The sequence below is a fragment of the Streptomyces sp. RGM 3693 genome (genome assembly GCF_050471125.1).
GTDB lineage: Bacteria > Actinomycetota > Actinomycetes > Streptomycetales > Streptomycetaceae > Streptomyces.
Genome location: NZ_JBMPPQ010000002.1, coordinates 2,057,166 through 2,071,597 on the forward strand (window position 1 = coordinate 2,057,166; position 14,432 = coordinate 2,071,597).

At 73.4% G+C, this 14,432-nt stretch carries 15 protein-coding genes; 5 read left to right on the forward strand and 10 right to left on the reverse strand.

Going from position 1 to position 14,432, the window contains the following annotated elements; all coding sequences use genetic code 11:
* Positions 1-236: 236 nt before the first annotated feature.
* From ACO0M4_RS26500 to ACO0M4_RS26510, 3 genes are read left to right on the forward strand one after another with little or no spacing between them, the layout of a single operon-like run.
* Positions 237-1,010: an SDR family oxidoreductase gene (locus ACO0M4_RS26500; RefSeq protein WP_430373409.1), complete on the forward strand. Its 774-nt coding sequence runs from the start codon at positions 237-239 to the stop codon at positions 1,008-1,010.
* On the forward strand, positions 1,007-2,659 hold the full coding sequence (locus ACO0M4_RS26505; protein WP_430373410.1) for a class I adenylate-forming enzyme family protein: 1,653 nt from the start codon (positions 1,007-1,009) through the stop codon (positions 2,657-2,659). Before ACO0M4_RS26500 ends, ACO0M4_RS26505 begins: the two co-directional genes overlap by 4 nt.
* Positions 2,660-2,696: 37 nt before the next feature.
* A complete protein-coding gene (locus tag ACO0M4_RS26510; RefSeq protein ID WP_430373411.1) occupies positions 2,697-3,308 on the forward strand; it encodes a TetR/AcrR family transcriptional regulator in 612 nt (203 codons plus the stop codon).
* A gap of 257 nt (positions 3,309-3,565) precedes the next feature.
* On the opposite strand, the gene ACO0M4_RS26515 is transcribed toward ACO0M4_RS26510, so the two are convergent.
* From ACO0M4_RS26515 to ACO0M4_RS26555, 9 genes are all read right to left on the reverse strand, one after another.
* A complete protein-coding gene (locus ACO0M4_RS26515; protein ID WP_430373412.1) occupies positions 3,566-4,780 on the reverse strand; it encodes an acyl-CoA dehydrogenase family protein in 1,215 nt (404 codons plus the stop codon).
* 7 nt (positions 4,781-4,787) lie between these two features.
* Positions 4,788-5,837: a phosphotransferase family protein gene (locus ACO0M4_RS26520; protein ID WP_430373413.1), complete on the reverse strand. Its 1,050-nt coding sequence runs from the start codon at positions 5,835-5,837 to the stop codon at positions 4,788-4,790.
* A gap of 163 nt (positions 5,838-6,000) precedes the next feature.
* Positions 6,001-6,951 carry an MBL fold metallo-hydrolase gene (locus ACO0M4_RS26525; RefSeq protein ID WP_430373414.1) on the reverse strand — a complete coding sequence of 317 codons (951 nt, stop codon included), beginning with the start codon at positions 6,949-6,951 and terminating at the stop codon, positions 6,001-6,003.
* 110 nt (positions 6,952-7,061) lie between these two features.
* Positions 7,062-7,418: a DUF202 domain-containing protein gene (locus ACO0M4_RS26530; RefSeq protein ID WP_430373415.1), complete on the reverse strand. Its 357-nt coding sequence runs from the start codon at positions 7,416-7,418 to the stop codon at positions 7,062-7,064.
* Between the two features lie 14 nt (positions 7,419-7,432).
* Positions 7,433-7,816: a YidH family protein gene (locus ACO0M4_RS26535; RefSeq protein WP_100605615.1), complete on the reverse strand. Its 384-nt coding sequence runs from the start codon at positions 7,814-7,816 to the stop codon at positions 7,433-7,435.
* 4 nt (positions 7,817-7,820) lie between these two features.
* Positions 7,821-8,372 carry an NUDIX domain-containing protein gene (locus ACO0M4_RS26540; protein WP_430373416.1) on the reverse strand — a complete coding sequence of 184 codons (552 nt, stop codon included), beginning with the start codon at positions 8,370-8,372 and terminating at the stop codon, positions 7,821-7,823.
* A 65-nt stretch (positions 8,373-8,437) separates the two neighbouring features.
* The gene (locus tag ACO0M4_RS26545) at positions 8,438-9,229 is read right to left on the reverse strand and encodes a glucose 1-dehydrogenase (protein ID WP_430373417.1); all 792 of its coding nucleotides are present in this window, start codon (positions 9,227-9,229) and stop codon (positions 8,438-8,440) included.
* Positions 9,222-9,875: a TetR/AcrR family transcriptional regulator gene (locus ACO0M4_RS26550; protein ID WP_430373418.1), complete on the reverse strand. Its 654-nt coding sequence runs from the start codon at positions 9,873-9,875 to the stop codon at positions 9,222-9,224. Before ACO0M4_RS26550 ends, ACO0M4_RS26545 begins: the two co-directional genes overlap by 8 nt.
* Positions 9,876-10,084: 209 nt before the next feature.
* A complete protein-coding gene (locus ACO0M4_RS26555) occupies positions 10,085-10,981 on the reverse strand; it encodes a DMT family transporter (protein ID WP_430373419.1) in 897 nt (298 codons plus the stop codon).
* 218 nt (positions 10,982-11,199) lie between these two features.
* Here ACO0M4_RS26555 and ACO0M4_RS26560 point away from each other — a divergent pair, with 218 nt between their 5' ends.
* Positions 11,200-12,033, forward strand: coding sequence for a helix-turn-helix domain-containing protein (locus ACO0M4_RS26560; protein WP_430373420.1), 834 nt, complete (start codon positions 11,200-11,202; stop codon positions 12,031-12,033).
* Positions 12,030-13,415: an MFS transporter gene (locus ACO0M4_RS26565; protein ID WP_430373421.1), complete on the forward strand. Its 1,386-nt coding sequence runs from the start codon at positions 12,030-12,032 to the stop codon at positions 13,413-13,415. The genes ACO0M4_RS26560 and ACO0M4_RS26565 overlap by 4 nt, the downstream gene beginning before the upstream one ends.
* 54 nt (positions 13,416-13,469) lie before the next feature.
* Here ACO0M4_RS26565 and ACO0M4_RS26570 read toward each other — a convergent pair whose 3' ends face one another.
* Entirely contained in the window at positions 13,470-14,336 is an 867-nt protein-coding gene (locus ACO0M4_RS26570; RefSeq protein ID WP_430373422.1) for a winged helix-turn-helix transcriptional regulator, read from the reverse strand.
* Positions 14,337-14,432: the final 96 nt, after the last annotated feature.

A 14,432-nucleotide genomic window follows, 5' to 3' on the forward strand; every position in this document is an offset into this window, starting at 1 on the left:
GCTAATGCTCCGCGGGGCGGTGGGGAATGTGCCGGGCCGTGACGCCGGATCGTGACGCCGGATCGGGACGCTGGGGTCGGGACGCTGGGCCGTGGTGCCGCGGCGTGGCGGAAAACGGAGACTTCCATCGAGACATACCGACTGGTTAGTCTGCCCCTGCCGGTACGCCGGTACGCCGGTACGCCGGTGAGCTGGCGAGCCGGTGGAGTCAGGGCGACGACCGAGGGAGACACAGCGTGGCAGTCGTACGGGACAAGGCCGTTGTCGTAACCGGAGCGGGCGGGGGGATCGGCGCCGCACTGGCCCGCCGGTTCGCCGCCGAGGGCGCCCGGGTCGTGGTCAACGACCTGGACGAGGCCAAGGCCCGCAAGACCGCGGAGGAGATCGGGGCGGTCGCGGTCCCCGGCGACGCCTCCGGCATCGTCGGCCCGGCCCGCGAGGCGCTCGGCGGCGCCATCGACGTTTTCTGCGCCAATGCGGGTGTCGGGACCGGCGGCGGACCCGAAGCGCCCGAAGACGACTGGGCGCTGGCCTGGGACGTCAACGTGATGGCCCACGTGCGGGCGGCGCGCGAGCTGGTGCCGGAATGGTCGGCGCGCGGTAGCGGCCGGTTCGTTTCCACGGTGTCCGCCGCGGGCCTGCTCACCATGGTCGCCGCGGCCCCCTACAGCGTCACCAAACACGGCGCGTACGCCTTCGCCGAGTGGCTGTCGCTGACCTACCGCCACCGCGGCATCGAGGTGCACGCCATCTGCCCGCAGGGCGTACGGACCGACATGCTGGCCGCCACCGGGACCGCCGGCGACCTCGTCCTGACCCCGACCGCCATCGAACCGGACGCCGTCGCCGACGCGCTCTTCGCCGCCATGGACGAGGGCCGCTTCCTGGTCCTGCCGCACCCGGACGTGGCCGACTACTACACCGCCCGGGCCACCGAACCGGACCGCTGGTTGTCCGGGATGAACCACCTCCAGCAGAAGCTGGAGGCACGTGAGGGGGAAGCCCGGTGACCACCTACCAGGACAAGCCGTGGCTGGCCCAGCTCACCGACGTCCAACGCGCCCCCGTCCAGCCACCGCCCTCCCCGCTGCACGCCTTCCGCGCCGCGGTCCGCCGCGCCCCCGACCGCACCGCGCTCGCCTACTTCGACGGCCGGATCTCCTACGCCGAGGTCGACGCGCTCTCCGACGGCCTCGCCGGGCACCTCGCGGGCCGCGGCTTCCGACCCGGCGACCGGGCCGTGGTCATGCTGCAGAACACCCCGCACTTCGTGCTCGCGTTGCTCGCCGTATGGAAGGCCGGCGGCGTGGTCGTCCCGGTCAACCCGATGTACAAGGCGGCGGAGACCCGACACATCCTGGACGACGCCGAGGTCACCGCCGTCCTGTGCGCGGACCGCACCTGGGCGGCCTTCCTGCGCGCCACCGCCGCCGAGGCGCCCGCGGTCCGCATCGCGCTGACCGCCGACGAACGCGGCCTCCAGACCCGCCACGACCCCCGGGTGCTGCGCGACGCACCGACCGGCCCCCAGGACGGCGCGGACGACCTGCTCACCGCCGCCCGCACGGGTGGACCGGCGCCCGCCGCTCCGGAGCCGGACGTCGCCGGGATCGCGCTCATCAGCTACACCTCCGGCACCAGCGGCACTCCCAAGGGCGCCACCAACACCCACGGCAACATCAGCTACAACGCGGAACGGCAGCGCACCGGCCTCGGACTCCCCGAGGGCGCCACCTACTTCGCGCTCGCCCCGCTCTTCCACATCACCGGCATGGTCTGCGAACTGGCCGCCTGCCTCGCCAGCACCGGCACCCTGGCGCTGGCCTACCGCTTCGAGGCCGGCACCGTCCTGGACGCCTTCCTGGAGCACCGGCCGGCCTTCACGGTCGGCCCGTCCACCGCCTACATGGCGCTGATGGCCCACCCGGACGTCACCCCCGGGCACTTCGCCTCTTTCCACACCATGAGCTCGGGCGGCGCGCCGCTGCCGCCGGCCCTGGTCGAGAAGTTCCGTACCGATTTCGGCCCCTACGTGCACAACGGCTACGGGCTGACCGAGTGCACCGCGCCCTGCGCCACCGTCCCGCCCGGGAGGGTGGCACCGGTCGACAAGGTCTCCGGCACCCTCGCGGTGGGCGTCCCGGGCCCGGACACCGTCGTGCGGATCATCGACGAGGCCGGCCGTGACCTGCCGTTCGGCGAGCAGGGCGAGATCGCGGTCCGTGGCCCCCAGGTCGTGCCCGGTTACTGGCGCCGCCCGGACGCCACCGCCGAGACCATGCCGGAGGGCGAACTGCGCACCGGCGACATCGGGTTCATGGACCGGGACGGCTGGTTGTACGTCGTCGACCGCAAGAAGGACATGATCAACGCGGCCGGGTTCAAGGTGTGGCCCCGCGAGGTCGAGGACGTCCTCTACACCCATCCCGCGGTGCGCGAGGCGGCCGTCGTCGGAGTGCCCGACCCCTACCGCGGGGAGACGGTCAAGGCGTACGTCAGTCTGCGTCCGGGCGCCTCGCCCGCCCCCGACGAACTGGCCGCCTACTGCAAGGAACGGCTCGCGGCGTACAAATACCCCCGCATGGTGGAGATCCTGCCGGAGCTTCCCAAGACCACGAGTGGCAAGATCCTCCGACGAGAGCTCCGCCAGCGCGCATGACGGACGCACGTAAGGACCAAAGGAACGGGTGAGGGCGATGGCCGGCATCAAGGACGGCACCAGCAACGGCAACGGCACGGCGAAGCCCGTCGCGCAGCGGCTGCTGGCCACCGCCACCAGGCTCTTCGCGGAGCAGGGCTACGACCGCACCTCGGTCCAGGAGATCGTGGACGCGGCGGGCGTCACCAAGGGCGCCCTCTACCACTACTTCGGTTCCAAGGAGGACCTGCTCCACGAGGTCTACGGCCGGGTGCTGCGGCTCCAACAGGAGCGGCTGGACCGCTTCGCGGACGCCGACGCACCGGTGGCGCAGCGGCTGCGGGACGCCGCCGCCGACGTGGTGGTCACCACCATCGAGAACCTCGACGACACCAAGATCTTCTTCCGCTCGATGCACCATCTGAGCCCGGAGAAGGACAAGCAGGTACGGGCCGAACGGCGGCGCTACCACGAGCGGTTCCGGGCCCTGATCGAGGAGGGCCAGCGCACCGGGGTGTTCACCACGGAGGTCCCCGCCGACCTGATCGTCGATTACCACTTCGGCTCGGTGCACCACTTGGGCACCTGGTACCGCGAGGGCGGGCCGCTGAACCCCCAGCAGGTCGCCGACCACCTGGCCGGTCTGCTGCTGCGGGCCCTGCGGCCGTAACGGGAGCCTCCGGCGGGACGCGTTACGGGAGCCCCCAGCGGGACCGGTGACGGCTGCCCTTGGCGGGTCCCGTCCCGTTACGGGACCCGTAAGGGGACGGGACCCGTAACGGGAACATCGCCGCGTCCCACGATGTTGTGGCCCCGCAGGGGGCGCGCCCGACCCCTACGGGGAGTGTTCGACCGCGCCCTACGGGTACCGCCCTACGGGTACCGCCACGGGTACCCGCGCCCTATAGGCCACGGGTCCCCCGCGCCCTACAGGTACCGCTTGAGCTCCCGTCGTGCCAGTGACCGCTGGTGTACCTCGTCGGGCCCGTCCGCCAGCCGCAGGGTGCGGGCCCCGGCCCACAGTTCGGCCAGCGGGAAGTCCTGGCTGACGCCGCCCGCGCCGTGCAGTTGGACCGCCTTGTCGAGGATGTCCACGACCGTGCGCGGGGTGGCGATCTTGATGGCCTGGATCTCGGTGTGCGCACCCTTGTTGCCGACGGTGTCCATCAGCCACGCGGTCTTCAGCACCAGCAGTCGCAGCTGCTCCACCGCCACCCGGGCGTCGGCGATCCACTCCTGGACCACGCCCTGCTGGGCCAGCGGCTTGCCGAACGCGGTACGGGAGACCGCGCGCCGGCACATCAGCTCGATGGCCCGCTCGGCCATCCCGATCAGCCGCATGCAGTGGTGGATCCGGCCGGGCCCGAGCCGCGCCTGCGCGATGCCGAAGCCGCCGCCCTCCTCGCCGATGAGGTTGCCCGCCGGAACCCGGACGTCCTCGAAGACGACCTCCGCGTGCCCGCCGTGGTAGTGGTCCTCGTAGCCGTAGACCTGCATGGCGCGGGTGACCTTCAGGCCGGGGGTGTCCCGCGGGACCAGGATCATCGACTGCTGGCGGCGGATGTCCGCGCCGTCCGGATCGGTCTTGCCCATCACGATGAAGATGTGGCACAGCGGGTTCATCGCCCCGGAGATGTACCACTTACGGCCGTTGATGACGTAGTCGTCGCCGTCCCGCTCGATCCGGGTCTCGATGTTGGTGGCGTCCGACGAGGCCACCTCCGGCTCGGTCATCGCGAACGCCGAGCGGATCTCACCCGCCAACAGCGGCTCCAGCCAGCGCTTCTTCTGCTCGTCGTCGCCGAACTGCGCCAGCACCTCCATGTTGCCGGTGTCCGGTGCCGCGCAGTTCAGTGCGGTGGGCGCCAGTTGCGGGCTGCGGCCGGTGATCTCGGCCAGCGGCGCGTACTGGAGGTTGGTCAGCCCCGCACCGTGCTCCTCGTCGGGGAGGAAGAGGTTCCACAGGCCCTGTCGGCGCGCCTCGGCCTTGAGTTCCTCCACCACCGGCGGGGTGTCCCACGGCGAGGCCAGCGCGGCCCGCTGCTCGTCCACGACCCGCTCCGCCGGGTACACCCACTCGGTCATGAACGCGTCGAGCCGCGCCCGCAGTTCCTCGGTACGGCCGTCGAATGCGAAGTCCATCGGTGCCTCAGCCTTCCTTCAGGGTGGTCAGTCCGCGGTCGATGAAGACGGGCACCAGCTCGCCGATCCGGTCGAAGCCCGCGCCGACCGTCTGGCCGAGCGTGTAGCGGTAGTGGATGCCTTCGAGGATCACCGCGAGTTTGAACCACGCGAACGCGGTGTACCAGGCGATCTGCGAGGTGTCCCGGCCGGAGCGCTCGGCGTAGCGGGCGATCAGTTCGTCCGGGTCGGGGTGCCCCGGGGCGCCGCTGGTGGTGCTGACCGGCGACCCGGGCAGGCCCAGGTCGGTGCAGTACATCGCCAGCAGTCCGAGGTCGGTCAACGGATCGCCGAGTGTGGACATTTCCCAGTCCAGTACGGCGGTGATGGTGTCGCCGGCGCCGACCAGGACGTTGTCCAGCCGGTAGTCGCCGTGCACCACGGTCGGCGCGGGGGAGGCGGGCAGCGCCCGGCCGAGCGCCTCGTGGAGCGCGTCGATGCCGGGCAGATCGCGGTTCTTGGAGGCTGCCAACTGCTTGCCCCAGCGCCGCAGTTGACGCTCCAGGAAGCCGTCCGGGCGCCCGAAGTCGCCCAGCCCGGCCGCCTCCGGATCCACCGCGTGCAACTCCACCAGCGTGTCGACCAGGGACAGCACCACCGCCCGGGTTCGCTCCGGGCCCAGCGGGGTCAGCTGCTCCACGGTCCGGTACGGGACGCCCGCCACCAGCTCCATCACGTAGAACGGGGCGCCGATGACGGACTCGTCCGCACACAGCAGCAGCGTCTGGGGCACCGGCACCGCGGTGTCGTGCAGTGCGCTGATCACCCGGTGCTCGCGCCGCATGTCGTGCGCGGTGGCCAGCACGTGGCCGAGCGGCGGGCGGCGGACGACCCAGGAGGCGGTGCCGTCGGTGACCCGGTAGGTGAGGTTGGACCGCCCACCCTCGATCAGCTGCGCGTGCAGCGGCCCGGAGACCAGGCCCGGCCGCTCCCGGTCCAGATGCTCCCGCAGGCGCTCCGGATCGAGGCCGGGTGGTGCCTCCCCGGCGGCCGGCGGGGGCGGGGTGCCGTTGCTCATCGTGCTTCCTCCGTACGGAGTGGACGGTTGGACGGTCCAGGGCCGGCGGGCCCGTCCCGCCTGATCATGCCGACTAGTCGGTATGGAGTCCAGTGTCCACCCGTGGGGCGTCGGTCACCCGACGTGTTTCCGCCACCCCGCCCACCCGGGCGGATGCGCCCGCTCAGGCGTGGCAGGCCGGCGGCACCCCACCGTTCAACTCAGCCATCGCCCCGAACCCGGCCGCCGCGTCCAGCGGCGCACCCGGCGCCGCGCCCGCCAGCTCGGCGTACGCCCGCTGGAGGTTGGCCACCAGTCGCTCGCGCTCCGCCAGCCCCGCGAAGGCGCCCAGCTCCGCCTCCCGGGCCACCTCCAGCGGCGTCCGCCCGGCCGCCCGCCCCTCGCGGGCCAGCTCCCCGACGAACCGCAGATAGCGCTCGACCTGGTCGTAGACCTCCGGCCCGGCCACCGGACCGTGCCCGGGCACGACCGTCTCCGCGTCCAGCGACCGCAGCACCTCGATCGCCCGCAGCGACCCGGTCAGCGAGCCCATGAGGAGGAACGGGGTGCCCCCGTTGAAGATCAGGTCCCCGGTGAAGACCACCCGCTGCCGCGGCAGCCAGACGATGGTGTCGCCGGGCGTGTGCGCCACCCCCGGGTGGATCAGCCGCACCTCGACCTCCCCGGCGTACACCGTCAGACGGTCCTCGAAGGTGACCTCCGGCGGGGTGAGGACGATGTCGCCGTACGGCACCTCGGGCCACACCGCGTGCAGTTGGCGGCCGGCGGCCAGCAACTCCCGACGGCAGGCCGCGTGTCCGATGACCGTCGCCTCGGGGGCGAACACGCCGTTGCCGTAGGTGTGGTCGCCGTGGTGGTGGGTGTTGACGAGGGTACGGGGCGCGGGGGCGCCGCTCTCCGCGATCCGGCGGCGCAGCAGCCGTGCCCGGCGCTCGGTGGCGGCGGTGTCCACGACCAGGGTGGCGGTCCCGTCGGTGACGAAGCCCGCGTTGTTCAGGCACCAGCCGCCGTCCGGCTGGATGAACGCCTGGACGCCCGGGGCGAGTTCGGTGAGGTAGGGCTCGGGGACGGCGGTGTCGGGGCCGGTCTCCGCGGGGTGCTGATGGTCCGTCATGTTCGGCTTTCGGGTTGGGGCGATCGGTCCCGCGCGGGCGCCGCGGCCGCCGGTCGGCCCGGCCCGGCCCGGTGCCGCGCGGCACCCGTAACCGTACCGTCGGGTGCGGCTCACCGCCCCGGCAGCAGCAGCGCCGCGCCGCACACCGCCAGCCCGAGGGTGCAGCCGGCCACCAGCAGCGCCAGCCACGCCGGCAGCGCGGCCGGCCGGCCGCCCGCCAGCGCCCGCATCCGGCGGTCCGCGGCGACCGCGAACACCACCCACGCCAGCGCCACCAGCACCATCAGCACCGTCTCGACCGGGCCCGGGGCCCCGCCGTGCAGCACCTGCCGTCCGGCCAACGCCGCCACCGCCACGGCCGACAGCACCGTCCGCCGCCAGGCCAGCCGGGTCCGCTCCGGTTGCAGCCCGGGGTCCCGGTCCGCGGCCGGCCGCGGTGCCCCGCCGGCCTCCTTGGGTGCGCCCATCGATCCGGCCCCCGCTAGTTGGTCCAGCCGATCAGCACCAACACAACCACCGCCACCGCCAGCAGCCCGACGCAGAGCGCCAGCACCGCAGGGAAACGGGAGATCGGCAGGTCCTCACCGCGCCGCATCGCGCGCTCGCAGCGCACCCAGTGGTTGACCGCCCGCAGCGCGCACAGCGCCCCGCCGACCAGCAGGACGACGGTGAAGGCGAACCGCAGGTTCCCGTGCAGCCGCGGCAGGAACTGGTCCACCGCGAAGCCCCCGCCGATCAGCGCCAGCCCGGTGCGCAGCCAGGCGAGGAAGGTCCGCTCGTTGGCGAGCGAGAAGCGGTAGTCGGGGGTGGTGCCTTCCTCGCGCACCCGCCCCGGGGAGAACCACAGCCGGATGCCCGGACCCATCGGCTCAGACCTCCCCGGCCGCCCGCCGGGCCAGCAGTTCCCGGTACGCGGCCAGCCCGTCCGGGGTCCACGGCCAGGCGTCCAACCGCCGGGTCAACTCCTCCTCCGGCAGGAAGGCGTGCCAGTCGATCTCCGACTCCTGCGGCGCCACCGGAAGCGTGCAGCGCACCTGGTAGACCGCCGACCACCAGGTGTGCTCGGGCGTCTCGTACAGGAAGCGGAACAGCGGCTCCGGACGGGACAGCCCGGACACCCCGAGCTCCTCCTCGGCCTCCCGCAGCGCCGCCTCGTCATAGGTCTCGCCGGCGCCCACCACGCCGCCCACGAACATGTCGTAATGCGAGGGGAACACCAGCTTCCGGGGGGTCCGCCGATGGACGAATATCCGGTCCTCGGCGTCCCGGACCAGGACGAACGCGCAGCGGGTGCGCAGCCGACGGGCGTACGCCTCGGCCCGCGGGGCCTGCCCCACGACCCGGTCCTGTGCATCGACGACATCGAGGACTTCGTCCGCGTTGAGCGGCTCCTGCTCGCCGGACGGTCGGTGATCGGTCATGGGGCCATGGAACCACCCGTGGCGGCGTGCGCACCTGTCGGGGCACGCCGCCACGGATCTTCGGCTCACTGCCCCATGACGTACTTCACGGTCGGGCCGGTGGTCCAGCCGCCGTCCACCGCCAACTCGGCGCCGGTGACGTACGAGGCGGCGTCGGAGAGCAGGAAGACCACCGCACCGGCGATCTCGTGCGCCTCGCCGACCCGGGCCATCGGGGTGTTGGGGTACTTGCCCTCGCCGACCTCGATGCCGACCTGCGCGGTCATCGGGGTGTAGGTCATCCCGGGGTGTACGGAGTTCACCCGGACCCGCGCGGCGCCCCACTCCACCGCGCCGATCTTGGTCAGACCGCGGACGCCCCACTTGGACGCGCCGTAACCGCCGGTCATGGCCAGCCCCATCAGCCCGGCCGCCGACGAGATGTTCACGATCGAGCCCGCGCCGCGCTCCTTCATGGCCGGCAGCACGGTCTTCATGCCGATGAAGACACCGGTGAGGTTGACGTCGAGGACCTTGCGGAAGAAGTCGGCGGAGATCGTCTCCAGGGGTGCCCCGGTCGATATCCCGGCGTTGTTCACCAGCCCGTCGACCCCGCCGAACTCCGCCACCGCGAAGTCCACGACCCGCTGCCAGTCCTCCTCGGAGGTCACGTCGTGGGCCAGGAACCGGGCCCGCTCGCCGAGCCGGGCCGCGGTCGCCGCGCCCTCCTCCTGGAGGACGTCGGTGAGGACGACGTCGGCGCCGGCCGCGACGGCCTGCTCGGCGGCCGCGGCACCCAGCCCGCGGGCTGCGCCGGTGAGGATGACGGTCTTGCCGCTCAGGTCCGCGGCGCGGGCCGCCTGGCTGGGCTCACTCATGGGGAACTCCTTCGGTTCGGGGGGCGGCGGCGAGCAGGAACGCGGTCGTCGTCCCGGCGAGGTCGGCGAGGAACAGTTCCTCGCCCGTCAGGGGTGCGGCGCCGTCCAGGTAGTGCCGGGCCCGGTCGGCCAGCGCCGCACCGATCAGCGTCAGCGCGAGGTCCAACCGCTCCAGCCGCACCGCCTCCGGCAGTCCGGCCGCGGCCAGCGCCTCCTCGACCCGGCAGATCAGCCGCCAGTACGCGGTCCCGGCGAGGGTCGGGTGCGGGACCCTGGTGCGGACCCCGCTCTCGTGGCTGAGCTGGGCGGAGATCCGCAGGCAGCGCCGCCCCCGGTCGGTCCGCAACTCGGTGGCCTCGGCCGTCAGCAGCAACCGGATCAGCTCCCGGAGCGCCGGTCCGTCAGCCTCCGCCGCGGCCAGCAGCGGCGCCAGGGCCGCCTCCGTACGGGTCAGCCGGCCGGCCATCACGGCGTCCAGCAGCCCGGCCCGGGAGCCGAAGTGGTACTGCACCGCCGACGGATTGCTCTGGCCGGCCAGTGCGACGATGTCGCGAATCTGGGCGCCGTCCACGCCTTGCGCCGCGAAGACTTCCTCGGCGGCGCGGATCAGCTTTTCCCGGGTCTCGGGGCCTGATGTCCTGGGCATGTCTCGATTCTAATGCTGGACATTAATAAATGCGTAAGGGGCGTCAGCGGGTCTTTTCGCGGATCTGCCGGAGGATTTTTCCTGGACCTTCCCCGGGCCTTCTCTGGACCTTCCCCGGACCCTTCGCCGGGTCCTTGGGCCTCCTTGGGCCGCCTTGGGCCTCCTTGGACCCTTGGACCTCCTCGGGTCTCTCCGGCCCTCCCCGTGGATCAGCGCGGCTGGAGCTCGCGCGCGTCGTCGGCCGCCCCGGCCCCCGGGGGCATCGCCGGATGGCTACCGATCAGCACGATTCCCGCCACCACCGCGGCGATCCCGGCCGCTTCGAAGGCCAGCGCCCCGGTCGTCACCCGTAGTTGGTCGCCGAGGAAGCCCACCCCGCAGGCGATCCCGGCCAGCGGCTGGGCGGCGGTCAGCGCCGGCAGCGACATCCGCAGCGGCGCCGACTCGAAGGCGCTCTGCACCATCACCAGCGCCAGCACCCCGAGCACCACGATCGCGTACGGGTGCCAGCTCGTCAGCAGTTCGTGCCAGCCTCCCGCCGTGAACCGCAGACCGCTGATCCGGGTCAGCGCGTCCTGGAGGCCGTAGAGCAGCCCGGCCGCGACACCCAGCAGCGCGGCCTCCAGGCTGACGTGCACCCGCTCCCGTTTGGCGACCGCCGCCAGCACCAGGGCGGTGGACAGTACCCCGCCCATGATCAGCCACTGCGCCAGCTGTCCCACCTCGCTGTTGCGCCCGCCGTGCGGCTGCCCGGCCACGATGAACGCGGTCACCCCGCCCGCCAACAGCCACAGGCCGGCCCAGCCGCTGCGGCCCAGTCGCTGCCGGGAGATCCGCCGCGCCAGCGCCATCGCGAACAGCAGGTTCGTCGCCATCAACGGTTCGACGAGGGTGATGTCCCCCATCCCCAGCGCCACCGCGCCCAGCGCCATCCCCATCACCATCAGCACGATCCCGGCCACCCAACGGGGCATCCGGACCAGGTCGAGCAACAGCCGGAAGGAGAGGTAGTCCTGCGGCGGGGCGTGCTGCGCCGCGATCTGCTGGAGGACGAACCCGGTGCCCAGACAGCATGCCGCGGCAAGAGCGAGCAGGATCACCGTCACGTCGCACACCTCGTATCGCGCGGGGCGGGGGATGCGCCCGAGGATAGTCAGCCACGATGGCCGAAACGTGGCCCTCGACTCCGCCATTCTCGCGCGTACCCGTCTGTACCACCGGCCGCCGTCCGTTGCGGGCACCATCTCGGCCGCCAGCTAGTTACAGAGACTTCTTTGCAGAGAAACCTATGCAGAGAAGTCTCTGCATCCCTAGGGTGCTACCCATGACCCGCGATGACGTGCCCCGCGATCACGTGACCCACGGCGATGTGCCTCACGACCACGTGCCCCGCAGCGATGTGCCTCACGGTGGTGGCCGGCCGGACGCCCCCGACGCCGCCGATGCCCCCGACGCCGCCGCGTCCCCCGCACCGCGTCCCACCCGCCGGATGGACGCCCGCAGCCTGCGCGGCCTCGCCCATCCGCTACGGATGGGCATCCTGGAGCTGCTGACCCTCGATGGTCCGGACACCGCCACCGGCCTCGCCCGCCGGCTCGGCGAGAACACCGGCACGGTCAGCTGGCACCTGCGCCAACTCGCCGACCACGAGTTCATCGAGGAGGAGACCGGCCGCGGCACCAAGCGCGAACGCTGGTGGCGGGCGGTGGCGGTCTCCCGCCAGCTCAACACGACCGACTTCCGCGACGATCCGGACGCCCGCGGCCCGCTCTCGGTCTACGTCCACGAGCTCGTCCAGCAGCACTTCCACCAGGTCGTCGGCTACCTCGCCGAGGACTGGGGACCGCAATGGCGGGGCGCCGGCACGATCGTGCAGTGGCACGACCTGACCATGACGCCCGATCAACTGGCCGCGATGAACCGGGAGTTGGAACAGGTGGTCGCCCGGCACCGGGACGCCGCCGGGCAGTCCGGTCCGGACGTCGGGACGCCCGCGGCCCCCGGTGCGGCCGCCGCGCGGCCCGTCATCGTCCAGCTCCAGTCGTTCCCCCGCAAGCCCCGGCCGGACCGCGCCGCGCCCCCGAACGCCACCCCACGGCAGCCGGACCCCGCCGAGCAGATCGAGCAGACGGAGCAGGCCGACCGGGCCGAGTCGTGAGCGGTCTGCTCCGTCGTCACCGGGATTTCCGGCTGCTCTGGTGCGGGGAGACCGCGGGCAAGTTCGGCGCCGCGGTCACCGGGGTGGCGATGCCGCTGACCGCCGTCGCCACCCTGCACGCCGACACCTTCGCGGTCGGCGTGTTGAGCGCCTGCGCCTGGTTGCCCTGGCTGCTGATCGGGCTGCCGGTCGGCGTCTGGGTGGACCGGACGCGCCGCCGGCCCCTGATGCTGGGCGCCGCCGCGCTCTCGATGGCGGTGTTCGCCGCGGTCCCGGTCATCGCCTGGTGCGGTGGGCTGAGCCTCGGCCTGCTGACCGGCGGGGCCCTGCTGAGCGGCGCCGCGGCGGTGGTCTTCCAGACCGCGTACAGCGCCTACCTCCCCGGTCTCCTCGCCCCCGCCGACCAACCCGAAGGCAACGCCAAGCTGCACGGCAGCGCCTCGGCGGCGCAGCTCGCCGGGCAGGGCGCGGGCGGCTTCCTGGTCCAACTCGCCGGCGCCGTCAACGGGTTGCTGGCCAACGCGGCCACCTTCCTGGTCTCCCTGCTCTGCCTGTTCGCCATCCGCCACCGCGAACCGCACCCGGCCGGCGCCGGCGAGCGCGCCCCGCGGTCGCTGCGCGCCGAGGTCACCGAGGGGCTGCGGCTGGTGTCCGGCGACGTCTGGCTGCGCACGCTGACGCTCTTCGGCGCCGCCTCCAACCTGGCGCTGATGGGGTACCAGTCGATCCTGCCCGTCTTCCTGGTCCGCGAGGCCGGGCTGCCGCCGGGTGCGGTCGGCGCCCTGCTGGCGGTGGCCGGCACCGGCGGCATCGCGGGCGCCTTCGCGGTCCGCCGGGTCGCGGTCCGGATCGGCACCGCCCGCGCCACCCTGCTCTTCGAACTCGGCCTGCCCACCTTGGCGTTGCTCATCCCGCTTACCACCGCCGGGCCCGGCGCCGCCCTGTTCGTCGCCGGCAGCTTCGGGGTCTCCGCGGGCGTGGTCGGCGGCAACGTCCTCAAGTCGGGCTTCCAGCAGGCGTACTGCCCGCCCGCGCTGCTCGGCCGGGTCACCGCCAGCGCCGCCTTCCTCAACTACGGCACGCTGCCGCTGGGCGCCCTGCTCGGCGGTGCGCTCGGCGCCACACTGGGTGTCCGCACGGCCATGTGGATCACCACAGCGGGCGTCCCGCTCGCCGCCCTGATCCTCCTCGCCTCACCGGTCCGCACCGCCCGCGACCTACCGTCGCGCCGCCCGGCGACCGACACCCCGGCGACCGACACCCCGGCGACCGACACCCCGGCGACCGACACCCCGGCGACCGACACCCCGTACACCGACACCCCGCACCCCGATGCCCCGCACGCCGACGAGCCCGACGACGACCTACTTGCACGCCCCTGAACCGCACCGCCCGGGAGGCTCAGCAGCCTCTGCCCGGAGCCTGGTGGTGGGCCGTCACCCGGCCTGCGGCCGGCCCCGCGCCATCTCTTGCGGCGACCCGACCTCCCCGCCCACCGGTACCGCCCCGCCCACCGGAACCGCCTCCCCGACGGGTGCGCCGGCCCCCACCACCTCGCCGCCCCCGGGGTCGAAGCGGTAGCCGGCGCCCCACACCTCCGTCAGCAGTCGCGGTGCGGCCGGATCCCGTTCCAGCTCCGCCCGCAGCCGCGCCACCCGCGCCGCCACCGCCGACAGATCGCCGAAGTCCCGCCCCCAGACCCGCTTGAGCAGCTGCTCCCGCGAGAAGACCCGCCCGGGGTGCCGCATCAGGAACACCAACAGCGCGAACTCGTCGTCGGTGAGGTCGAGTTCCCGGCCGGCACGGAGCGCCCGCCCGGCTCCGGGATCGGCGGTCAGGTCGCCGCCGCGCAGGGCCGGCGCGGACCCGGTGGCGAGGTCCGCACCCCCGGCCCGGCGCAGCGCCGCGGCCACCCGCGCCACCAGCTCCCGCGTCCCCTCGGGCCCCGCCCCCGCACGCTCCGCCGCCGCTCCCGCGCCCGCCGTCCCGCCGCGCTCGGCCAACGGCACCACGAGGACCGCCGGACCGCCGCCGCTCCGTCGCAACCGGCGGCGCAACTCCAGACCGTCGATGCCCGGCAGCGCCGGATCGAGCACCACGGCGTGCGGGTGGAAGTCCGCGGCCAGTTCGAGGGCGGTGAAGCCGTCGGTGGCGTACGCGGTGGTGTGGCCGGCACGGGTGAGCCCGGCGGTGACGGCCGTGGCGACGGCCGGGTCGTCCGCGACGACCAGGACGCGGTACGGCGGCCCCGCCGCGGGCCCCGGGGAGCCGGGCGGGGGAGCGGGCGGCACTGTGCGGCGCACGGCTCAGCCCGCCCCTGTCGGGAGGCGCGTCCGGGAGCGCACCATCTGGCCGGAGGTCATACTTCCAGCCAACACCCGCCCACGCGCCTCCGCGCG